Source organism: Rhodococcus sp. 05-2254-6 (assembly GCF_002258565.1).
Taxonomy (GTDB): domain Bacteria; phylum Actinomycetota; class Actinomycetes; order Mycobacteriales; family Mycobacteriaceae; genus Rhodococcoides.
In genome coordinates, this window is the sequence record NZ_NOZF01000017.1 from 49,921 (window position 1) to 71,732 (window position 21,812).

A 21,812-nucleotide genomic window follows, 5' to 3' on the forward strand; every position below is an offset into this window, starting at 1 on the left:
TTGCCGAGGTGGGGGCAGCGACTCTGTCTTCGATCCGAAGTGGTGGATCTAGACGGTCGTCTTGTCGATCGCCGCCGTCAGGTCGACGATCTGCGCGGTGTAGCTCGCGTAGTTGTTGGTCGCATCGGTGGTCCAGTCGGCGATGTTTCCGGCCTCCGCAGCGTTCACCAGGGCCCAGGTCGGACGGTCGGCTTCCAGTTCGGCCAGCGGGGTCGAGTACGAACGAGTGTCCAGCAGAATGAGATTCGGCTGATACTGACCGACATTCTCCCAACTCACGGGCGTGAAGGATCCTGAGTCGGCGGCGCGGGGAACGTCGGACTCGAGGAGCGTCAGACCCCAGTTCTGGTAGTCACGCAGTTCGGGGAACTCGTCGTTGATCGCGACGTAGTACTGGTCCGATGGGGAGATGGCCATCGCGGTCAGACCCGGCTTGGCAGCAATTGCTTCCTTCAGGTCTGCGACAGCGGAGTCGTAGGCCTCACGGTCGGCCCGGTTCGCGTCGGTATCGACGTCGGCGCCGAGTTCGGTGGCCAGTGTCTCGTAGTCCTGCAGGGTCTCGGAGGAGGGCTTCTGAGCGGAGACAGCAAGGAACGGTGCGACCTGCTCGAGTTGGTTGGCGAGGTCGGATGTTTCGAGACCGAGGCCGCCGTATGCGTCCCCGGCGTACCAGCCGGTGATGAGCACATCGGGATCGAGGGCCGCGACCTGTTCCACGTCGATGTCGCCGTATGCCTGTCCCACGCTTTCGATGCCGTCGAGATCGAGTCCGCGTAGCGGGATCGACGACTCGAAGGAGCTCCCTCCCCAGATGCCGACCGGCTTGATGCCCAGCGGGATCAACGCTGCGGCAGCCTGTTCGCTGGCCACGATGCGCGACGGCACCGCGTCGAGTTCGACGGTTTCGCCGCGGCCGTCGACGTAGCTGAAACCGGACTCCGAAGTGGTCGTGTTCGACTCCCCCGGCTCGTTGTCCGAAGAGGAACATCCGCTCAGCGCGGTGACGCCCACCATCGAGAGCACTGCGAATGTCGTCGCCAGTGTGCGTCGAGATCCCCGCGTTCGAGTCGTTGAAATTCTCAAGGTCCGCATTCTTTCCCCATCATCCAAGTTAGGCAAACATTGCCTATGTTGGGATAGACTAACCAACACGACGGGGGTTCGGTGTGGTTGGTCCGGTCAGTCGACCACGGTGTCGAGCGAGGACGTTCCCGGTGCCGACGGGACCCATGGCTTCAGAGGTTGAACGACATCGCGATAGAAGGCGGCAGCGTGATCCCCCCTCACTCGACATTCATTCATTCGACCTACGGCACGCATGGTCGGTGCCACTTACGCCCGTCAGAGAATACGACTCAAGAATTGTTGTGTACGAGCGCTTTTGGGATTTTCGAAGAACTCACCGGGAGGTGCCTCTTCCACGATCTTCCCGTCGCTCATGAAGACGACCCTGTCTGCGGCCGCTTTCGCGAAGCCCATTTCGTGGCTGACCACCACCATCGTCATGCCCTCGTCGCGCAGTCGAAGCATGACGTCGAGGACCTCGTTGACCATCTCGGGATCGAGGGCTGACGTGGGCTCGTCGAACAGCATCACTTCGGGCTTCATCGCCAACGCTCGGGCGATCGCCACGCGTTGCTGCTGACCACCGGACAGTTGTGACGGGTAGTTCTCCCCCTTGTCCGACAGGCCGACGAGGTCGAGCAGTTCCTGAGCTTGCCTGCGCGCCTTGTCCTTCTGCGTACCGAGGACATGACGTGGACCCGATGCGACGTTGTCCAGCGCCGTCATCATGGGAAACAGGTTGAAGCTCTGGAACACCATTCCTGTGTGGTGCCGCTGCTTGGCGATTTGCGCCTCCGACAGCGGCGTTCGCTTGGCGCCTTCCGAGAAGCCCATCATCTCGCCGCACACTCGGACGGTCCCGGATTCGATCGTCTCGAGGCAGTTGAGCGTGCGCAGCAGGGTGCTCTTTCCACTTCCTGACGGCCCGAGGAGCAGGACCACTTCCCCTTTGTCCACCGTGAAATCGATGTCGTCGAGGACGACGAGATCGTTGTAGGCCTTCGTCATATTCCTGACCTCGACCATCGTCGTGGCCTTCGTGGTCGCAGACGTCGCACTCGTCATCGGTTCACAGCCTCGGCTTTCATCGCGCTGTCGTCGAGCTTCGGACTCGACGGACCGCCCTTACGGCGGTAATTGCGGTCGTATCCACGTCCTACTCGTACTTCGATCATCTTCTGAATCAACCCCCACAGAGTTGTCAGCACCAGGAAGTACAACGCTGCCGCGCAGAGCCCCTCCAGCACTCGAAAATTCACCTGCACCAAGAACTGTGTCCGTCGCAGCAACTCCTGTACTGAGATGACCGACACCAGCGTTGTGGTCTTGAGCAACCCGTTGAAGCTGTTGCCGAGTGGAGGAATCATCACCCGCAGTGCCTGAGGGAGAACCACCACGCGGAAGACCTTCGTGGGTGACATACCGAGGGCCCGTGCCGCTTCCGTTTGTCCGGTGGGAACCGACAGCAATCCGGAACGCACTATTTCCGACAGGTATGCGGCTTCGTTGAGAACCAGGCCGACGAGTGCCGCCTCGATCACGCCCAGTTTGATGCCGACCTGAGGCAGTCCGGTGTAGATGATCACCAACTGCACCAGTAGAGGCGTGCCGCGCATCAGCCACACGTAGAACCCGGCGACTATCCGCAGGGGTACGAGCTTGGACGATCGCGCGGAGGCCACCACCACTGCGAGAGCGAGTCCGAGGATCATGCTGACTACGGTGAGCCAGATAGTGACCCATGCGCCTTCGAGCAGCTGGGTGCTCGTCAGGATGGAGAAGAATGCGTCCCAGGACCACATGGGGGTGCCTTTCGACTTGCGTTGGTCGGATCAGCTGTCGAGAGGACCGGTGCTGACGGCGATATCGCCCTCGTATCCGGTGACGTCGTACTGCTCGAACAGATCGGGCAGATAACCATCGCTCCTCATCTCCGAGAGCACACGCGCCACCTCAGCGGACGATTTGCTGCCCTTGGCGAATCCCATGGCAAGGGGTGCCTCGTTGATTCCACCGACGGCTGTCTCGAAGCGTCCGTCTTCCTGGTAGAACGACGTGACCGACTCGACGATGGAGGTGCCGTCGAGCTGTCCCGCCGAAAGCGCTTGATAGGCATCGGCATTGGTCTTGAACGTTTGCACCGTCAGCGCCGGCTTTCCTTCGGCTGCAAATTCCTCGGCCATGGCGGTCAACGTGTCGAACTCGTATCCGGGCGCTTCGACCCCGATGGTCTTGCCCGCCAGATCGTCCACGCTCGAGATCGATTCGGGGTTGCCCGAGGGCACCGAGATCGAGACTGCCTGCACCTCGTACGGAACGAGATCGATGGTCTCGGCCCGTGCGGGCGTGTAGAACATGCCGGTGTCGATCATGTCCCAGCGGCCGGCCTGCACACCGGGAATCTGCGCCTCGAACTCGATGTTGACGAACTTCGGCGTCAGACACAGGCGCTTGGCGATCTCCTTACCGAGGTCGACGCGCATGCCGATCACGTCCCCGTTCGGATCGACGTACTGCATGGGCGGAAGAGTTGCGTTGGTGGCCATCGTCAGTACGCCTTCTTCGGCGAGGTCCGAAGCACCGAGCGTGGGTGTGCAGTCCGTCGGCGCGGCGGCGGAATCGTCCGAGGAACTACAGGCAGTGAGGCCGGCTACAACGACAGCGATAGCGGCGAGTCCTGTTAACTTGCGCATTGAGCGAGCCTTTCGATATCGACTGCAGCACTACACGTTCGAGGACGGGGCGGCAGCGACGATGATGGAGTGGTTCGAGAAGAGTCGATCATTTGGGATCGATTGCATCAAGCGTCGCAGACGAATTCGGAGGCGTCAACGCGGTTAACACTGCCGACACGCGGTACATCAACTGTTAACCGTTCGCACGTGATCGCGCTCCTCATTCCTGCGATCCGAGAACGTCGATCACAGTTCGGCACACGACGCCCGCTCCACCAGACGAGCGCCGATTCGATACGTACGCCCGTCGGGTTCGACCGAGTCCTTGATCTGCTGGAACAACAGGTCCATGGCCACGTTGGCCAATTGGGCCGCGCCGTTGTCGACGACTGTGATTGCCGGATGCCACATCGCGAGCCACGGCATGTCCTCGTGGCAGATCAGCGACAACTCGTCCGGCACCGAGACACCCCTGCCGACGAGCGTGGGCAGGATGCCGAAGACAGCCTCGTGGTTGGCCGCGTACAGCGCAGTCATCGCCTGGGGTGCATCCAGTAGCGAGTTGATCGCTTCGGCACCGAATTCGGTGGTGAACGGACCTTTCCGGACGATCGTCTCGTCGACCGGGATACCTGCGTCGGCCAGCGCCAGTCGGTAGCCCTCGTAGCGCTCACGTCCGGACGTCGCATCCTCGTTTCCACCGATGTAGCCGATCCGGCTGTGCCCGAGCTCGATCAGGTGCGCCGTCGCGTCGCGAGCACCCGTCACGTCGTCTGCCAGCACCGTCGACGCCGAACTCCCCTTGACCGAACGGATCAGGTTGACCACCGCGCGGCCCTGTTCCAGAAGCGCATTCGACGCCGCCGCACTCCGTCCACTGCCGATCACGATCGTGCCGTCCACGCCGTGTTCGCCGAGCATGGCCAGGACGTCGTTCTCACGCGCCGGATCGGCATCGGTGATGCAGAGCAGGACTTGAAATCCGCCGGCTGCCGCTCTCTTCTGGACCACCTCGGCGACGGTGTGAAAGGTCGCGTTGAGCAGGTTGTTCATGACCAGACCGATCAAGTGCGATCTGTTCGAGCGCAGCGCGCTCGCAGCCCTGTTCGGCCGATATCCGAGAACCCGGGCAGCATCCTCGACCGCCGCGCGGGTCTCCGCGGAGATCAGTGACGATCCACTCAATGCGCGTGATGCCGTGCTGCGCGAAACCCCTGCAGCGCTCGCAACGTCGATCAAGGTGACCGCCATCGGTTCTCCGTTCTCTTGCTTCACGCCTCGGACAGACATATTCGACCGCGGTCGCGTTACAAGTACGTTTCCGGCTTGACGACTCGACCACACCGAAGGCAGTCTATGCAATCGATCCCACAAATGCCGGTACGACGCGTCGTCGATCGTCCCGAGCCCGAAAGGCACTCCCATGAATCGCGATGATGTCGCGTGGTCCGGTTACTGGCCCGCTGCCCCCACACCGTTCACGCAGTCGGGTGACGTCGACACCGAGGCAATTTTCGACCTGATGAATCTCTACGCGCAGACGGGTGTTCACGGTGTACTCGTGAACGGCAGCACAGGCGAATGGTTCAGCCAGAGCGACCACGAACGAAAGACCGTCGCGGAAGCGTCGATCGATGCAGTCGCAGGCCGCTTCCCTGTCGTGATCGGTGTCAGTGCGTACACAGCTGCGCAGTCCTCCGCGCTCGCGAAGCACGCTGCTTCCGTCGGCGCAGACGGCATACTGGCGACGCCTCCGCCCTACGCACACACCTCGGCGGAAGAGACCTATCAGTACTACCGAAGCGTCAGCACCGCAACATCGTTGCCGTTCATGGCCTACAACTGGCCACGTGGCGTTGCGGTCGACATGGGGACCTCACCCGACCTGTTCTCTCGACTGGCCGACCTGGAGAACGTCGTCGCGATCAAGGACAGCACCGGTGATTGGCTCGCCATGCTCGACACCGTCGAGGCCGTGTCCGATCGCGTCCGTGTATTCGGGAGCTTCCTGCATCGACGCGGCCTTGCCACGCTGCTCGAGCTGGGTGGGGACGGCAACATCGACGGCGGTGGGGTGGGCGCGCCCTTCGCGGTGCCGTTCTACGAGGCCGTCGCTGCACGTGACGCCGACACCGCGCGCATGTGGGTCGATCGTTATCGCGCGTTCTCTGGCCGGCTCATCGCGTCCGACTACAGCGGCGTGTACGCCTCCCCCATCCCCCAGTTGAAGGCCGTGATGAACCTTCTCGGCCAGCCGGGAGGCACCGTGCGCGAACCGCTGTTGCCGGTCACCGACGCCGACACGCTTGCGGCGCTGAAATCGGTCATCGTCGAATCGGGTATCGACGATGCCTACGCGACCGCAGGAGCTGTCCATGCGGTCTGAGGTCGACGTTGTTGTCATTGGAGCCGGAATCGTAGGTGCAGCAACGGCTCTCGCCCTCACTCGCGCGGGATCCCGCGTTGCTGTGCTCGATCGCACCCTACCCAACACCGCCGGCTCCGGTACGACTGCGGGCAACCTGCACATCCAGACCATCCATACGCGCAGGCCCGGGCAGGGCACAGCCGTCGATGTAGAACAGCTGCTTCCACTGCAGAAATCGACGAGCTCGCTGTGGAACACACTGGACGAGACGGTGACCGGTCTCGGGCTGAACCGGTGCGGCGGGTTCATGGTGGCCGAAACCGAGGAGCAGGTCCACGCCCTCATCGCGAAGCACCGATGGGAACGAGCTGCGGGGATCCCGACGGAGGTACTGAGCGGCGACGAGGCTCGACAGGCGCTACCGCTGCTCGGCCCGAGCGTTCAGGCCGCAACCTGGTGTCCGTGGGACGGATTCGCAGAACCCGACCTCGCCGGTCCTGCCCTGTTACGTCAGGCCGTAGCCGAAGGAGCGTCTGTACATCCGTCGACACCGGTCACCGGATTGGCCCGCGACGGTGATGTCTGGACAGTGAGCACCAACGGTGGAACGTGGATTGCACCCGTAGTGATGGACGTTGCAGGTCCGTGGATGGCTCCGATCGCGGCTATGGCGGGGGTATCGCTCGATCTCGTCCCGACCTCGTTGCAGATGCACTCGCTCGATGCCGCACCTCTGACACTCGAAGTGCTGGTGCAGCACGTCGGTGAGGGAATGTCGATCAAACAGGACCGAACGGGACGCCTCGTCCTCGGCGGCGGTTGGCCAGCAGGTGCGTTCCACGACAGCGAGACGGCCCCGAGCAGATCCGACAGCACCACAGGAAATCTGGAGCAGGTTCGACGGCTTCTGCCTGCGCTCGCCCGGAATGCGCTACTCGATACCTGGACCGGCCCCGTGGTCACCACCCCCGACGAGATGCCGGTCATCGGCGAACTCGCCGCAGCCCCAGGCCTCTTCGTGGCCGGCGGCACCTACTCCTTCACCTTCGCGCCACTGTGGGGGCAGGTTCTCTCGGCCCTGGCGCGAGGCACCGAACCCGAGGTCGACGTATCCGCGTTCTCCCCGGACCGTCTCGTCCGTCTTCACACTCACTGAAAGAGGGCTTCACATGGCACTGGTCACGATGTTCGTCAACGGACAAGCGATGTCCGGCGGCACCCTGAACGACGCATTGCACAAGGCGCGATTGGTCGGGAAAGTCGACACCGCCCCGAAATACCGCTTCTTCTCCGTGCGCGACGAATTCCCCGGTTTGCACCCGGTCCCTACCGATGGATTCGTGGTACCGGGCGAGCTGTACGAGGTCGAGTACGACGTATTGCGCGACGAGCTCCTTCCCAGAGAGCCGAAGGAACTCGAACTCGGGGTCATCGAGTTGGCGGATGGCTCGGGCTCCCTGTCGATGCGAATGCGCGAGAACTACCTGTCGGCCGCGGGCGTCACCGACATCAGTGACCGCGGCGGATGGCTGACCTACCTCGCGAGCCCACGATGAAGGTCGTGCGCGGCGGAACGGTCGTCGAATCCCATTGGGCTGCTCCGGCAGACCTGCTCCTCGACGACGGCAGAGTCGTTGCGGTGCTCACCCCCGGGAGCGAGGTCGACGAGGCAGCGGAGGTCATCGATGCAACCGGGAAACTGGTCATGCCGGGCGGAGTCGATCCACATTGCCACGTCGGGTTCACCTCCGGCGAATTCACCTCTCTCGACTCGTATCTCGAGTGCACGACGGCGGCCGTCTTCGGCGGCACCACCACGATCATCGACTTCGCTATCCCGCGTCCCGGTCAACAGCCGCTCAACGCTGCCGAGGTGCAGCGAGCGAAAGCGTCGAGCGGACTGTGCGATTCGGCTCTGCACGCCTGCGTCGTCGAGTGGACCGACACCACCGCCGACCAACTGAAAACACTGGCAGACGGCGGTATTCGGACGGTCAAGATGTTCACCACCTACGCCGGTGAGACGATGGCGAACGAACACACCATCCTCAACACGATGCAGGCCACTCGCGATCTCGGCGGAATGGTCATCATCCACTGCGAGTCCGACGCGATCGTCACCGACGCGCAGAACCTCGCAGCCGTATCGGACGGAGTCGATGCCGCACACATGTCGCAGACGCGGCCGGAGCTCGCCGAGACTGCCTCGGTCGCCGCCATTCTCGCGATCGCCGAATCACAGAATGCGCCGGTCTATTTCGTGCATCAGTCGACTCCGGCTGCCGTCGAACTGGTCGCGGACGCTCGTAAGCGAGGGCTCGTCGCCTTCACTGAATCGGTCGCCCACCATCTGATCCTCGACGACTCGGCCTACGAGGGTGAACAACCCGAACGATTTGTCTGCTGCCCACCGCTGCGCTCGGCCGAGGTGGTCGAGGAACTCGGGCGACACCTGTTCACCGGGCACATCACCACCATCGGTTCCGACCATTGCTGCTACGACACCGCACAGAAGCAGGTGCACAGCCACGACGTGCGGCACATGCCCAACGGACTGCCCGGAGTCGAGACGCGTCTTCCGGTGATCTACTCGCACTATGTGGACGGATTGGGTCTGACTGCAAGCAGATTCGTGGAGTTGACCTCGTCGAATCCAGCGCGCACCAACGGCTTGTATCCCCGCAAGGGATCACTGATGCCGGGGTCCGACGCCGACATCGCCATCTGGGATCCCGAACTGGAATGGACGGTGACCACCGAAACACAGCACATGGCGACCGACTACACCCCCTACGAGGGACACCGACTTCGAGGAAAGCCGGTCACCGTGATCGTGGGCGGCGAGATTGTCGTCCACGACGGCGAACTCGTCGACGCCACTCCCCGCGGCCGACATCTCGAAGCGGCACCCCTCGACTTCAGCGGGGCATTCAGCATGTGAGGCCCGGACTTCTACCGTCGACGGGTTCGGCTGCCTCGACGTGGTGCTACTTCGGACTACTTATCGGCGAGAGCTACTGCCGCCGCCAGGTAGTCACGTGCGTCTCGAAACGTCTGTGCGACCCCACGTCCCGCGATGGCGTGATACCGACTGATTCGGTCGTCATCGAGAGCCTCGAGGACGGTGCTGGAATCCGCGTGCATCCACCCGCCGTCCCGGACCAGTTCGTGGGCACGCTTGCCGTGCAGGGCAGAAATTCCCTCGACCCTGATCCCCTTCGGATCGGTCGACGCCGCGAGGTAATAGGCCTTCTTGCCGGAGTAGCCGGCCTTGACCTTCTCGCGCAACCGGAAGACGGCATCGGCGGCATCGTCGATCGCCGATGCGTATTCGTCGGAGCCCGATTCGGCGGCGGAGATTCGCGCGATCTCCCCATCGATCGCAGAAAGCAAAGTGGCGAGGTATTCGGGATCGCTCATAGGCCCATGATGCCCTAGAGCAGTGATCTCTAGAACCAGCACCCGACGGAGAAGATATCGACACCTGTACAGCTCGGGGATCGACCTGACCGACTGCACAGTTCAGATGCCTGCCGGCAATGTCATGGGCCACTGACGAGGCGGAGCTGACCGAACGGTTGCCCGCACCACCTGCAGCTTCCACCGACGTAGTCGTGGCCGTCTTCACGTTCGCATTCGGCCACTGCACATCCGCTGCCGCACGAGAGCATCTGGCCACATCGGCATCGCTCACCGTCACAGCCGGGGTGATGAAGTGCTCCCGGCGGCCCAGCGCAGTCGTGGCACTTTTTCCGTCCATTGGGTATTCGACTGGGCCGCCAGGTGCAACCCACCGAATCGAGCATTTCCAGTTCACACGCCATGCAGATCGCCATGCCGTGGAGAATCGCACAGGGCACCGACATCAGAATTTTCCGGAGTTCACGCGTCGCCACGCCTCGGCAAGTTCATACCCCACGAGTTCGAAGCGATCACCCGGACAGGCCGGTGACACTCCCGCGGCACGCAGACAAAAAAGACGGCTCCGGATTTCTCCGAAACCGTCTTCGACATGCAATGTGTCGGGCTGACAGGATTTGAACCTGCGACCACTTGACCCCCAGTCAAGTGCGCTACCAAGCTGCGCCACAGCCCGCCGCACCTCGAAAGGCGCTTGCTGAGATTACCCCAGCCCTACCCCTGAGAGGAAATCGCCTGCTCAGGGGCGGGGTCGGGCTACATCAGCGGTTGTTGCCCTTGCCCGGCCGTTCCCGCTTTTCGCGGATACGCACCGAGACACGCACGGGGCTGCCGTCGAAGTTGAACTCCTCACGCAGACGCCGCTCGATGAATCGGCGGTAGCCGGCCTCGAGGAAGCCGGTGGTGAACAGTACGAACGTCGGCGGCCGTGTGCTGGCCTGCGTCGCGAACATGATGCGCGGCAGGCGTCCGCCTCGCATCGGCGGCGGAGTGGCCGCCACGACCTCCTTGAGCCACGTGTTCAGCCTGCCGGTGGGTACGCGCTTGTCCCACGACTCCAGAGCCGTCTCCAGAGCGGGCACGAGCTTCTGGACCGCACGGCCTGTCTGCGCCGAGATGTTCACTCGCTGCGCCCACGGCACCCGAGCGAGATCGCGGTCGATCTCCTTCTCGAGCTGCTGACGACGATCGTCGTCCACCAGATCCCACTTGTTGAACGCCAACACCAACGCGCGGCCGGCATCGGCGACCATGCTGAGCACACGCATGTCCTGCTCCGAGATCACCTCGGAGGCATCGAGAAGCAAAATCGCGACCTCGGCGGCCTCGATCGCGGACTTGGTGCGCAGCGACGCGTAGAACTCGGCACCACTGGCATGACTGACGCGCTTGCGCAGTCCGGCGGTATCGACGAATCGCCATGTCTTGCCGCCCAATTCGACCAACGAGTCGACGGGATCGACGGTGGTGCCGGCAACATCGTGCACCACCGAGCGCTCGTCACCCGAGAGCTTGTTGATCAGCGAGGATTTGCCCACGTTCGGCTTACCGACCAGAGCGACACGCCTGGGTCCCCCACCGGGGATTCCTTCGCGCGGGGTCTCGGGCAACGCCTCGAGCACCCGGTCCAGCAGATCTCCGGTACCGCGGCCGTGAGTCGCGGAAACCGACAGCGGCTCCCCCAGACCCAGCGACCACAGTGCGGCGACCTCGGACTCGGTGCGGCCGTCGTCGACCTTGTTGGCCACCAACAGAACCGGAGTCTTCGACCGGCGCAGCACTCGTGCGACAGCCTCGTCCGTCGTCGTCGAGCCGACTCGCGCGTCGACGACCAACAGGATCGCGTCGGCGGTGTGCATGGCCAACTCGGCTTGGCGCGCAACGGATGCCTGCAGACCCTTGGCGTCGGGCTCCCAACCGCCGGTGTCCTGCACCAGGAAGCGTCGACCACTCCAGTTCGCCTCGTACGACACCCGGTCGCGGGTGACGCCGGGGACGTCCTCGACGACGGCTTCACGTCGTCCGATGATGCGGTTGACGAGCGTCGACTTACCGACGTTCGGACGCCCTACGACGGCGAGAGTCGGTACGGCAACGGCATCTTCGCCGTCTTCGCCCTCGTTGAGGTCGACGTACTCCCACTCGCCCTCGTCACTCCATATTCCGTCGCCCGCGGTTTCCGCTGCGCCGGAGAAGAATTCTTCACTCACTGCACTGCTCCACTTCTGTCGTTCACCACGAGCAGCAAACGCTCGATCACGCCGTCGAGATCCAGCTCGCTGGTATCGACGATCACCGAATCCTCGGCGGGACGAAGCGGTGACACTGCTCTCGTCGAATCTGCATGATCGCGGCGTTGCACATCCGCGAGCACGGATTCGTAGTCGTCGTCGCGACCCTGTTCGATGTTCTGTTTGTTGCGACGCTCTGCCCGCGCCTCCGGTGAGGCAGTCAGGAACACCTTCACGTCGGCGTCGGGAAGAACGACGGTGCCGATGTCGCGGCCCTCCACCACGATTCGCGTCGACGAGCTCGCGAGATCGCGCTGCATCTGCACCAACAACTCGCGCACCGCAGGCACTGCGGACACGGCCGAGACGGCCTTGGTGACTGCGTCGCCGCGGATCTCGCCGCTGACGTCCTCACCGTCGAGCAACACGGTCTCGGACAGCGGGTCCTTGCCGATCTCGAGGGGAAGCGCAGCAACAGCTTTCGCAACCGCATCCGCATCGGTGGGCTCGACGCCCGAACGGAGAACCCATACCGTCGCGACGCGGTACATCGCACCTGTGTCGAGGTAGCTCGCTTCCAGTGCCGACGCGAGTCTGCGCGATACCGACGACTTACCGGTGCCCGAGGGACCGTCCATCGCCACGACGAGCGCACTCATCACAGGCCTACGGATTCGTAGAGCTTGCCGATCTCGCCGCGACCGAGAACACGCAGTGTTCCCGGACGCTGATCACCCAGCACGATGTTGCCGACGTCGGTACGCACGAGGCGTCCGACCGGGAATCCGACCTTGTCGAACAACCGACGCACGATGTGCTTGCGGCCCTCGTGCAGGGTCACCTTGACGAGCGACTTGCCGTCCGAGATGTCGAGCAGTTGGAAGCCGTCGACCTTCACCGGGCCGTCGTCGAGAGTGACGCCCTCACGCAGCTGCTTGCCGAGCGTGCGGGGAATGGTGCCCGACAACGTCGCGAGGTAGGTTTTCGAAACCTCGAACGACGGGTGCATCAGGCGGTGAGCAAGATCACCGTCGTTGGTGAAGAGCAACAGTCCCTCGGTGTCGGCGTCCAGGCGGCCGACGTGGAACAGTCGCTGCCCCGCCTGGACCCGCTCGGAGACGATATCGCCGACGCACGGGCGTCCCAGATCGTCGGACATGGTGCACTGCCATCCACGCGGCTTGTTCATCGCGAGATGAACCAGCTCTTCCTTCACCACCACGCGGGTGCCGTCGACACGGACCACGGCGATGTTGGGATCGATACGGATGCCCTGTTCGGTGACGATGCGTCCGTCGACCTCGACGCGGCCGTCGGCGATCAGTTCCTCGGCGGCGCGACGCGATGCGACGCCGGCCTGTGCGAGCACCTTCTGCAACCGAACACCTTCACCGGCGGGCACATGCTTGCGCGGTGAGGAATCGGTGTGCTGATGCTTCGCCGGCTTGGCGTTGCTGATCGTGGTCGACGGAACCTGCTTCTTCTGCGGCTTCGGCGGCTTGGGACGCGAGGGCTTCTTGCGCGGAACAGCGTCGTTGCTGCGGTCGTTGACGCCGGTCTCGACGGGCGTGTAATCGGTCGATTCGTCCTGCTCGACGCCACGGCGAGGGGCAGGTCGGGCTCCTGTGCGAGGAGCTCCGGTACGGGGCGCGCCTGCGCGAGGTCCTCCAGTGCGAGGAGCCCCTGCGCGAGGTCCTCCGGTACGAGGAGCGCCGTCACGGGGCGCAGCGTCGCGGGTGCGATCTCCGCGGCGCGCGTCACGCGGAGTGTCCGACCTACCTGCGGTCGGCTTCCTGCGTGGGTCTTGTCTCTTGTTACGGTCCGGTGTGCCATCACGGCGAGCGGGCTTGTTCACTTGTCTTACCTATCAGTCGTCCGAGTCGAGCTCGGCTGCCGGATCGGGTTTCGATCCGCGGTTCTTGGTGGAGCGGGTCATTCTCGGGTCGGTGTCCATGCTGTCACTGATCTCGTCGATCAGGTCCACACCCGGCAACAGCGGTGCCAGTTCGGGTAGATCACCGAGCGATGCGAGCCCGAGCCGTTCGAGGAACAGCTCGGTGGTGCAGTACATCGTGCCGTTCGTCTCCGGGTCCGTTCCTGCTTCGGAGATCAGTCCACGGGCGAGCAACGTACGCATCACTCCATCGACGTTGACTCCTCGCACGGCGCTGACTCGTGCGCGGGTCAACGGTTGACGATATGCGATCACGGCCAGGGTTTCCAATGCCGCGCGTGTGAGCTTGGACCGAGCGCCGTCCAGAAGCAGCCGTTCGACGTACGGCGCATAGGCGGTTCGGGTGTAGAAACGCCATCCGTCGCCGGCGTAGCGAAGGTCGATTCCGCTGGTTCGTTCGGTCAGTTCGGCGGCCATCGCCGTCAAGGTCGCGCGCACGCGGGCCACCGAGGCACCCACGGCCGAGGCGAGCTGCTCGTCCGAGGCCGGTGTGTCGACGATCAGCAACACGGCTTCGAGAGCCGACGCGAGAGTGGTGTCGTCGAGCTCCTCGGAATCGTCGACGTCCTCGAGCTCGAGTTCGGGGTCGGCACTCATGCGTAGTCCTCTTCCGTGACCACGATGGGTCCTTCGTCCTTACCGGTCCAACTCACTCGAAGATCACCGAGCGGCTCGGGCTGCTCGAACGCGATCACCTGTTGCCGGAACAGCTCCAGCAACGCCAGGAATCGCGCGATTATTTCCACCTGCACCTCGCAGTCCTGCACCAACTCCGAGAACGACGCCCACTCGTTCAGGCCTCGCCCCTGCAGATTCTCCAGCAGCCATTCCGCCTGCTCGGGAATCGAGACGGCGTGCTGATGGATGTGATCGAGTCCCACCTGGGGAATCGGCTTGGGTCTGAAGGCCGCTGCGGCGATGTCGGCGAACGTGGCCGGGTCGACGCCCAGCAGCACCTCGGGAATCAGGTCGGCGTACCTGTCCTCCACCGACACCGATCGCGGATAACGCCGCAGCGCAGCAGCTTCCAGCTCACCGAACAGCAGAGCGACCTGCTTGTAGGCGCGGTACTGAAGTAGTCGAGCGAAGAGGAGATCTCGCACTTCGAGCAGCGCCAGGTCCTCGGCGTCCTCCACATCACCCGAGGGCAGCAACCGCGCCGCCTTGAGATCGAGCAGAGTCGCGGCGACGACGAGGAATTCCGTCGTCTGGTCGAGGCCGACATCGGCACCGAGTGACTTGGTGAACGAGATGAAATCGTCGGTGACGGTGTGCAACGCCACTTCGGTGACGTCCATGCGGTGTTGACTGATCAGTGACAGCAGCAGATCGAACGGTCCCTCGAAGTTGAGCAGACGCACCCGAAATTTCGACGGATCCGCGTCGGCGGGAACCTCGATCGGGGCTTCGTCGGCAGCGTCGACGGTCACGGACCCGACCGGTAGATCACCTCGCGCGCCAGGGCGCGGTACGCCTGTGCGCCGCCGGATTTCGGAGCCCACGTGGTGATCGGCTCACCGGCAACGCTGGTCTCGGGGAACCGAACCGTGCGTGTGATCACCGTGTCGTAGACGACGTCGCCGAACACCTCGACCACTCGCGTCATCACCTCACGCGAGTGCAGTGTGCGGGCGTCGAACATCGTCACCACGATGCCGGCCAACTTCAGCCGCGGATTGAGACGATCGCGCACCTTCTCGACGGTGTCGTTGAGCAATGCCAGGCCACGAAGGCTGAAGTACTCGCACTCCATCGGGATCAACACTTCGTCGGCACACGTGAGCGCATTGACCGTCAACAGACCGAGGGACGGCTGGCAGTCGATGAGCACGTAGTCGTAGCGATCCAGAATCGGATGCAGCACTCGACCGAGCGTCTGCTCGCGGCCCACCTCGGTGACCAGCTGAATCTCAGCGGCCGAGAGGTCGATGTTGCTGGGCATCAGATCGAGATTCTCGACACGAGTCCGCATGATGATGTCGTCGGCGGAGACCTTCGCCTCGACGAGGAGGTTGTAGACCGTCAGATCGAGCTCGTGATGTGCAACGCCCAATCCCGCGGACAGTGCGCCCTGTGGGTCGAGGTCCACGAGCAGCACGCGACGGCCGTAGCCGGCCAACGAGGCACCGAGATTGATGGTCGACGTCGTCTTGCCGACGCCACCCTTCTGGTTGCACATCGCGATGATCTTGGCCGGGCCGTGATTGGCCAACGGTTGCGGATCCGGGACGGTCCGAGTCATCCGACCGGTGGGCCCGAGCTCGTTCGGAGCAGGAATGATGTCGCGTGTCTCCCGACTGGATTCCGGTTGACGCGTCTGGAACAGGCCACCGTCGAGATGTGGATGATCCAAAGCTGACTCCGCCGCTGGCGGCTGCGGTGTCGACACGTTCCAGCGCTCCCCTGTCCCGTTCGTCTTCGAGTAGTTCTGAGAACGCTACCGCTTGGTGCGCCGGCAGCGTCATCGGACACGCTGACGCACGGCCGCCGGCCTCGTGCTATCTCGCCCGCGGATGCGCGCCGGCCCACACTTCGCGCATCGTGTTCACGGTGACGAGGGTGTAGATCTGCGTCGTCGTCACCGACGCATGTCCCAACAGCTCCTGCACGACGCGAACGTCGGCACCACCGTCCAGCAGATGCGTAGCGAAAGAATGCCGAAGAACGTGCGGTGAGACCCCCGCGGTGATCCCGGCCCGCACGGCCGAATCCTGCAACACCTGCCACGCACTCTGCCGAGACAACCTGCCGCCTCGGACGTTGAGGAACAGCGCAGGATTCGAGCGCGAGACCAGCCCCGGCCGTCCACGCACCAGGTAGGCGTCGACTGCCTCGATCGCGGGTCGCCCGACCGGGACGATGCGATGCTTGCCGCCTTTGCCGCGCAGCAGCACCGAGCGGGCTTCGGTGTCGATGTCGTCGACGTCGAGCCCCACTGCCTCGGAAATTCGAGCCCCGGTGGAATACAGCAGCTCCAACAACGCTCGATCCCGCAGTCCGCGCGGGGCATCCGGACCGGCAACCGAGGCCGATTCGAGTAGCGCCACCACCTGATCGACGGGCAGCGACTTCGGCAACCGCTTCGCCGGCTGGGGCGGCTTGACCTCGCTCGCGACGTTGCGCTCGACCATCCCCTCCGCGAGCGCGAACCGGTGCAGACCGCGCACAGCAATCAGCGTCCGGGCAGCCGAACTTGCTGCTAGAGCCGGGAATTCGTCATCACCGCGCCGCAGATAGAGCACGAACTCGGTGATGTCGTTCTCCGAGACCTTCGCCAGATCGGTGATGCCGTAGCCGCCGAGGAACCGCTCGTACCGCACCAGATCGCGACGGTAGGACGACACCGTGTTCGGTGCCGACCCACGCTCGACCACGAGATGGTCGAGGTACGTCTGAATCTGCTGGCCGATCACGGTGACTACTTTCGTGAACTCTTCCGCTTCTCGAATGCTGTCGGCAGATCGGGCCACGGGGCGTCGGCGGGGCGCAATTCGGTACCGGCAGCGCGCGCCGCAGCGAACGCGAGCACGCCCGCCACAGCGGATGCGTTGACGATCTCGCCCGACAGCGCTCGACGGACGGCCTCGTCCATCGGCACGAAGGAGAGTTCGATGTCGGCTTCCTCGTCGTGTGCCTCCGGCCGATCCACCTGCGTCAGATCTTGTGCCAGGAAGATCCGCACGGCTTCGTCGGTGAACCCGGGCGAGGCCAACACGTCGACCAGCACCGACCATGTGCCAGCAGCAAGCCCGGTTTCCTCGGCAAGCTCACGCTGAGCTGCCAGCACCGGCGGCTCCCCCGGCGCGTCCAGCAGACCGGCGGGCAACTCCCACAGTCGACGACCGACGGGATGCCGGTACTGCTCGATCATCGCCACACGGTCCTGATCGTCGACGGCCAGAATCCCGACCGCGCCGTGATGCTCGATCACCTCACGCTCGGCCTTGCGACCGTTGGGCATAGCGACCTGATCGAGCCGGAGGGCGAGGATGGCACCCGAGTACGGCACCGACGATTCGAGAGTGGTGAACTCGTGCCGAGGCTCGCTCATCCGACGGTCTCGGCCGCGTCCGATTCCTCTGCCGCCACGGTGTCACCGTGAATGTCGACCGGCAAACGCTCCGCAGCCTTGTACTTCAGCGCCGCATTGATCAACGACGCGAACAGCGGGTGCGGACGGGTCGGCCGGCTCTTGAGCTCCGGATGCGCCTGAGTGGCGACGAAGAACGGGTGCACCGACGCAGGCAGTTCGACGAACTCGACAAGGTGGCCGTCCGGAGAAGTACCGCTGAACACCAAGCCGCTCTTGGCAATTCGGTCCCGGTAGTCGTTGTTGACCTCGTAGCGATGACGGTGGCGCTCCGAGACGTTCTCGGTGCCGTACGACGCCGCGACGACCGAACCCTTCTGCAGGGTTGCCGGGTAGGCACCGAGGCGCATCGTGCCGCCGAGATCGGCGTCACCGGCGACGGCGTCTTCCTGATCGGCCATCGTGGAGATCACCGGATCCTTGGTCTCCGGGTCGAACTCGGCGGAATTGGCATCGTTCAGACCGACCGACCGAGCCGCCTCGATGACCACACACTGCAAGCCGAGGCACAACCCCAGCAACGGAATCTTGCGCGTACGTGCGAACTCGATGGCCCCGAGCTTGCCCTCGATACCGCGGATACCGAAACCACCGGGAATGAGCACGGCATCGACGTCGCCCAACGCGGCCTGCGCCCCCGCAGGCGTCGCGCACTCGTCGGATGGAACCCACTTGATCTCGACCTTCGCGCGATGGGCGAATCCGCCGGCACGCAGCGCCTCGGTGACCGAGAGATACGCGTCGGGCAGGTCCACGTACTTGCCGACCAGGCCGACGCGCACGGTTTCGCGCGGCTGGTGGACGCGCTCGAGCAGGCCACCCCAGATGGTCCAGTCGACATCGCGGAACGGGAGACCGAGCTGACGGACGACGTACGCATCCAGGCCTTCCTTGTGCAGCACTTTGGGAATGTCGTAGATCGACGGTGCGTCGGGCGTGGAGATGCAGCCGTCGACGTCGACGTCGCACATGAGCGCGATCTTGTTCTTGAGCCCCGGCGGCACATCGCGATCGCAACGCAGGATCAACGCGTCGGGCTGGATACCGATGCTGCGCAGTGCTGCGACGGAGTGCTGGGTGGGCTTGGTCTTGAGTTCACCGGACGGAGCCAGGAACGGAACCAACGACACGTGCAGGAAGAACACGTTGTTGCGGCCGACGTCGTGGCGCACCTGACGCGCTGCTTCGAGGAACGGCTGCGACTCGATATCGCCGACGGTGCCGCCGATTTCGGTGATCACGACGTCCGGCTGATGACCCTGCAGGTCCGGGCCGTTCATCGCGAGAATGCGACGCTTGATCTCGTCGGTGATGTGCGGGATGACCTGAACGGTGTCGCCCAGGTATTCACCGCGGCGTTCCTTGGCGATGACCGTCGAGTAGACCTGGCCGGTGGTGACATTGGCGAACCCGGACAGATCGCGGTCGAGGAATCGCTCGTAGTGTCCGACGTCGAGGTCGGTCTCGGAGCCGTCCTCGGTGACGAAGACCTCACCGTGCTGGAACGGGTTCATCGTGCCGGGATCGACATTGAGGTAGGGATCGAGCTTCTGCATGGTCACGCGCAATCCGCGTGCGGTCAGTAGCTGGCCGAGGCTGGATGCCGTCAGGCCTTTTCCGAGTGAGGACGCGACGCCCCCACTGACGAAAATGTGCTTGGTGTCGGAACGCGACTGAAGGCGTGACAATGAGGCTCCCGTGACGAGTCTGCAGGGCTTGCTCCTATCAGGGGGCTGATAAGAGAGGTGAAGCGTGGAAATTGGGCCTGCTACCCACGGGACTTCACGGTAACACCAGTACCTACCTCACCGCCAACGACACGCTCGTTCCGACGACGATCAGCTCGCCGGCGCTCCGACGGTCACGGCGTTCGCGTTCGCTCCGGTGCCGTAGCGGCCCGAGGCACCGTCCAGTTGCTCCGCCAGAGCGAGAACCGTGGTGATTCGCCCTGCTTCACGGTCGACGTTGTCGACTGTGCTGAGAGCGGACGACAGCGCCGAATCGGCTCGCACGACGGCGATGGAACCGTTGCCCTCTGCCGCGCCGGATCGGCCGGCCAGTACCGCGCCTGCACCACGTGAATCCAGAGCGCCCGCGAACCGCGCAACGATGGCACCGCGGTTACCGTCCTCCACGTCCGAGGTGCCGGAACCGGTGACGACCACTGCCAACTGAGCGGGCGCGACGGCACCGTTGTCGTACGCGATGAAGCCGCCACTGCGCAGCGTCTCCAGCGCCAGTGAGAGCTCCTCGGGAGTCGACTGCGGCTGGGCGGTCTCCGCGTTGAGCAGCAGTACCGAACCCAGCAGGTCTCCTGCCAGGCTGCCCTGGTCCACTGCTCCGGTGCGCAACTGAACACCGGCGGGAATGACGTTGGTCAGGCGGGTACGAAGATCGTCGCCGTTCGCAGCAGAGACGAAGGAATCGGTCAGCGACACCCGGCCGGTGACGGTGGCACCCGAAGCCCCGATCGACCGCGTGACTCCGTCCACGTCACCGGGATCTGCATCCGGAGTGGTGATGACCACGACGCTGCGATCGACCAACGTGTCTCGCAACACCCGGCCCGATACCGCAGCGTCGAATCCGTCGGCCGAGTTGAGCTGCTCACCGAGCTGGTTGTTGGTCGCCTGCAGATCGTCCACCTGAGTTTCGAGACCGGTCTTGTCGTCTCGGAGGCCCGATACCAGCCCGCTCGAGAGCAGACCCGAACCGAGCACGATGCCGATGGCCAGTGCCACGAAAACCGCGGCCAGCGAAATGGCATGTTGGCGAAGCGAAATCACGAAAGCAACCCCTGGAACCACAGAGCGAACCGGTTCCACAGATCGATTGCCCAATCCAACGCTTCACCGCCGATGTTGGACACAGCCAGCGCCACGATCACGGCAACGAGCGCAGCCAGAATCAACAGCGCGATCGCACCGCCGGACACACGGCTGCGGTACAGCGTCGCAACAGCTTTGGCGTCGACCAGCTTGGCCCCGACCTTCAGACGCGTCATGAACGCGGCCGGATTGGTGTTGCGTCGACCGCGATCGAAGAACTCGTCCAGGCTGGCCGGGCTACCGACCGACACGATGAGGGAGGCCCCGTGATGATCGGCCAACAACAGTGCGAGATCGGCAGCGGCACCGGTGGCCGGGAACGTCATGGCACCGATACCGAGATCCTGAATGCGCTCGAGTCCTTGCGCGTGGCCGTCGGAATCCGCTGGAAGCACTACCTCTGCACCGCATTTGAGCGTCTGCGCAGTGACGTCCTCGGGATCGCCGACGATCAGATCGGGGCGATGACCTGCCTTCATGGCGGTGTCGGCACCCGCGCCGACACCGATGATGACGGGCGAGTACTCCTTGATGAACGGCTTGAGGTTCTTCAGATCCTCGGCGTGCCCGGGACCGTCGGCGACGATCACGACATGGCGACCCTCGAGATCGATGTCGATGTCCGGCACACCGACGCCGTCGATGAGCAGCGGACTCTCGGTTCGGATGAACTCGATCGTGTTGCCCGAGAACGCTTCCAGATGGTCGACCAGACCCGTCTTGGCCTCGATCATCTTGTCCGAGATCTCGGCTTCGCTCTGCTCGTCGCCCTTCGCGAGGCGCCGATCACCGGTGTAGACACCGCCGTCGTTGAGACGAACCTTGGTTCCGTCCTTGATCTTCTTGAAGACCTCGGTGCCGGCCGAGTCGATCAAGATGATCCCGTTGGCCACGATGGCCTCGGGCCCCAGGTTCGGGTAGCGCCCGGAGATCGAGGGCGACGCGTTGACGACCGCGAGCACCCCTGCCTCGACGAGAGCATCAGCGGTCAGGCGGTCCAGGTCGAGCTCGTCGAGCACGACGATGTCACCGGGGCCGACCCGTTTCAGCAGCTTGGCCGTGTTGCGATCGACTCGCGCGATCCCGGTGATTCCGGGCAGCGAATCCTGACTACGTGACAGCAGAGCCGGCATCTTCATGAGAACCATGATGACCCGATCGACACGCCCGACGACGGAGGC

Annotated in this window: 21 protein-coding genes and 1 tRNA gene; 4 read left to right on the forward strand and 18 right to left on the reverse strand. The window is 63.9% G+C overall.

Going from position 1 to position 21,812, the window contains the following annotated elements:
• Positions 1–48 precede the first annotated feature (48 nt).
• From CH256_RS02225 to CH256_RS02245, 5 genes are all read right to left on the reverse strand, one after another.
• Positions 49–1,083, reverse strand: coding sequence for an ABC transporter substrate-binding protein (locus CH256_RS02225; RefSeq protein ID WP_179271974.1), 1,035 nt, complete (start codon positions 1,081–1,083; stop codon positions 49–51).
• 258 nt (positions 1,084–1,341) lie between these two features.
• Entirely contained in the window at positions 1,342–2,130 is a 789-nt protein-coding gene (locus CH256_RS02230) for an amino acid ABC transporter ATP-binding protein (RefSeq protein ID WP_306438696.1), read from the reverse strand.
• On the reverse strand, positions 2,127–2,867 hold the full coding sequence (locus CH256_RS02235; RefSeq protein ID WP_094614187.1) for an amino acid ABC transporter permease: 741 nt from the start codon (positions 2,865–2,867) through the stop codon (positions 2,127–2,129). The genes CH256_RS02230 and CH256_RS02235 overlap by 4 nt, the downstream gene beginning before the upstream one ends.
• A 30-nt stretch (positions 2,868–2,897) precedes the next feature.
• The gene (locus tag CH256_RS02240) at positions 2,898–3,758 is read right to left on the reverse strand and encodes an ABC transporter substrate-binding protein (RefSeq protein WP_094641656.1); all 861 of its coding nucleotides are present in this window, start codon (positions 3,756–3,758) and stop codon (positions 2,898–2,900) included.
• A gap of 228 nt (positions 3,759–3,986) precedes the next feature.
• Positions 3,987–4,991 carry a LacI family DNA-binding transcriptional regulator gene (locus CH256_RS02245; RefSeq protein WP_094642335.1) on the reverse strand — a complete coding sequence of 335 codons (1,005 nt, stop codon included), beginning with the start codon at positions 4,989–4,991 and terminating at the stop codon, positions 3,987–3,989.
• 172 nt (positions 4,992–5,163) lie between these two features.
• On the opposite strand from CH256_RS02245, the gene CH256_RS02250 reads away from it, so the two are divergent.
• Genes CH256_RS02250 through hydA form a run of 4 tightly spaced genes read left to right on the forward strand, consistent with a single transcriptional unit; the run spans position 5,164 to position 9,049 of the window.
• Entirely contained in the window at positions 5,164–6,126 is a 963-nt protein-coding gene (locus CH256_RS02250) for a dihydrodipicolinate synthase family protein (RefSeq protein WP_094668755.1), read from the forward strand.
• Positions 6,116–7,264: an NAD(P)/FAD-dependent oxidoreductase gene (locus tag CH256_RS02255; protein ID WP_094668756.1), complete on the forward strand. Its 1,149-nt coding sequence runs from the start codon at positions 6,116–6,118 to the stop codon at positions 7,262–7,264. Before CH256_RS02250 ends, CH256_RS02255 begins: the two co-directional genes overlap by 11 nt.
• A gap of 13 nt (positions 7,265–7,277) precedes the next feature.
• Positions 7,278–7,664: an allophanate hydrolase-related protein gene (locus CH256_RS02260; protein ID WP_094668757.1), complete on the forward strand. Its 387-nt coding sequence runs from the start codon at positions 7,278–7,280 to the stop codon at positions 7,662–7,664.
• Positions 7,634–9,049 (forward strand): dihydropyrimidinase, encoded by a 1,416-nt coding sequence (gene hydA / locus CH256_RS02265; protein WP_256989337.1) that lies wholly within the window; start codon positions 7,634–7,636, stop codon positions 9,047–9,049. The genes CH256_RS02260 and hydA overlap by 31 nt, the downstream gene beginning before the upstream one ends.
• Before the next feature lie 56 nt (positions 9,050–9,105).
• Here the strand turns inward: hydA and CH256_RS02270 are convergent, their stop codons facing one another.
• From CH256_RS02270 to steA, 13 genes are all read right to left on the reverse strand, one after another.
• Complete coding sequence (locus tag CH256_RS02270; protein ID WP_094668759.1) at positions 9,106–9,528, reverse strand: phosphate acetyltransferase; 423 nt, start codon at positions 9,526–9,528, stop codon at positions 9,106–9,108.
• A 602-nt stretch (positions 9,529–10,130) separates the two neighbouring features.
• Positions 10,131–10,204, reverse strand: a tRNA-Pro gene (locus tag CH256_RS02275).
• Between the two features lie 85 nt (positions 10,205–10,289).
• Entirely contained in the window at positions 10,290–11,738 is a 1,449-nt protein-coding gene (gene der / locus CH256_RS02280) for a ribosome biogenesis GTPase Der (protein WP_037189204.1), read from the reverse strand.
• Complete coding sequence (gene cmk / locus CH256_RS02285; protein ID WP_094668760.1) at positions 11,735–12,418, reverse strand: (d)CMP kinase; 684 nt, start codon at positions 12,416–12,418, stop codon at positions 11,735–11,737. Before cmk ends, der begins: the two co-directional genes overlap by 4 nt.
• Positions 12,418–13,614 (reverse strand): pseudouridine synthase, encoded by a 1,197-nt coding sequence (locus CH256_RS02290; protein ID WP_094668761.1) that lies wholly within the window; start codon positions 13,612–13,614, stop codon positions 12,418–12,420. The genes cmk and CH256_RS02290 overlap by 1 nt, the downstream gene beginning before the upstream one ends.
• 12 nt (positions 13,615–13,626) lie before the next feature.
• The gene (scpB, locus tag CH256_RS02295; RefSeq protein WP_094668762.1) at positions 13,627–14,310 is read right to left on the reverse strand and encodes an SMC-Scp complex subunit ScpB; all 684 of its coding nucleotides are present in this window, start codon (positions 14,308–14,310) and stop codon (positions 13,627–13,629) included.
• Complete coding sequence (locus CH256_RS02300; protein WP_094668763.1) at positions 14,307–15,143, reverse strand: segregation and condensation protein A; 837 nt, start codon at positions 15,141–15,143, stop codon at positions 14,307–14,309. The genes scpB and CH256_RS02300 overlap by 4 nt, the downstream gene beginning before the upstream one ends.
• Positions 15,140–16,102, reverse strand: a complete 963-nt coding sequence (locus tag CH256_RS02305; RefSeq protein ID WP_068051009.1) for a ParA family protein — start codon at positions 16,100–16,102, stop codon at positions 15,140–15,142. Before CH256_RS02305 ends, CH256_RS02300 begins: the two co-directional genes overlap by 4 nt.
• 109 nt (positions 16,103–16,211) lie before the next feature.
• Positions 16,212–17,126 carry a site-specific tyrosine recombinase XerD gene (gene xerD / locus CH256_RS02310; RefSeq protein ID WP_094641577.1) on the reverse strand — a complete coding sequence of 305 codons (915 nt, stop codon included), beginning with the start codon at positions 17,124–17,126 and terminating at the stop codon, positions 16,212–16,214.
• A gap of 5 nt (positions 17,127–17,131) precedes the next feature.
• Complete coding sequence (locus CH256_RS02315; RefSeq protein ID WP_094641575.1) at positions 17,132–17,764, reverse strand: NUDIX domain-containing protein; 633 nt, start codon at positions 17,762–17,764, stop codon at positions 17,132–17,134.
• Positions 17,761–19,491: a CTP synthase gene (locus CH256_RS02320; protein ID WP_094641573.1), complete on the reverse strand. Its 1,731-nt coding sequence runs from the start codon at positions 19,489–19,491 to the stop codon at positions 17,761–17,763. The genes CH256_RS02315 and CH256_RS02320 overlap by 4 nt, the downstream gene beginning before the upstream one ends.
• A gap of 150 nt (positions 19,492–19,641) precedes the next feature.
• On the reverse strand, positions 19,642–20,589 hold the full coding sequence (locus tag CH256_RS02325; RefSeq protein WP_094632063.1) for a copper transporter: 948 nt from the start codon (positions 20,587–20,589) through the stop codon (positions 19,642–19,644).
• Entirely contained in the window at positions 20,586–21,770 is a 1,185-nt protein-coding gene (gene steA / locus CH256_RS02330; protein ID WP_068051018.1) for a putative cytokinetic ring protein SteA, read from the reverse strand. Before steA ends, CH256_RS02325 begins: the two co-directional genes overlap by 4 nt.
• Positions 21,771–21,812: the final 42 nt, after the last annotated feature.

Bases quoted from the DNA above. Each gene is read 5' to 3' on its own strand.
- CH256_RS02250 (WP_094668755.1), top strand. From the start codon at position 5,164: ATGAATCGCGATGATGTCGCGTGGTCCGGTTACTGGCCCGCTGCCCCC.
- CH256_RS02235 (WP_094614187.1), bottom strand. From the start codon at position 2,867: ATGTGGTCCTGGGACGCATTCTTCTCCATCCTGACGAGCACCCAGCTG.
- CH256_RS02315 (WP_094641575.1), bottom strand. From the start codon at position 17,764: ATGAGCGAGCCTCGGCACGAGTTCACCACTCTCGAATCGTCGGTGCCG.
- scpB (WP_094668762.1), bottom strand. From the start codon at position 14,310: ATGAGTGCCGACCCCGAACTCGAGCTCGAGGACGTCGACGATTCCGAG.
- CH256_RS02240 (WP_094641656.1), bottom strand. From the start codon at position 3,758: ATGCGCAAGTTAACAGGACTCGCCGCTATCGCTGTCGTTGTAGCCGGC.
- cmk (WP_094668760.1), bottom strand. From the start codon at position 12,418: ATGAGTGCGCTCGTCGTGGCGATGGACGGTCCCTCGGGCACCGGTAAG.
- CH256_RS02230 (WP_306438696.1), bottom strand. From the start codon at position 2,130: ATGACGAGTGCGACGTCTGCGACCACGAAGGCCACGACGATGGTCGAG.
- CH256_RS02255 (WP_094668756.1), top strand. From the start codon at position 6,116: ATGCGGTCTGAGGTCGACGTTGTTGTCATTGGAGCCGGAATCGTAGGT.
- CH256_RS02245 (WP_094642335.1), bottom strand. From the start codon at position 4,991: ATGGCGGTCACCTTGATCGACGTTGCGAGCGCTGCAGGGGTTTCGCGC.
- steA (WP_068051018.1), bottom strand. From the start codon at position 21,770: ATGAAGATGCCGGCTCTGCTGTCACGTAGTCAGGATTCGCTGCCCGGA.
- hydA (WP_256989337.1), top strand. From the start codon at position 7,634: ATGGCTGACCTACCTCGCGAGCCCACGATGAAGGTCGTGCGCGGCGGA.
- CH256_RS02260 (WP_094668757.1), top strand. From the start codon at position 7,278: ATGGCACTGGTCACGATGTTCGTCAACGGACAAGCGATGTCCGGCGGC.
- CH256_RS02270 (WP_094668759.1), bottom strand. From the start codon at position 9,528: ATGAGCGATCCCGAATACCTCGCCACTTTGCTTTCTGCGATCGATGGG.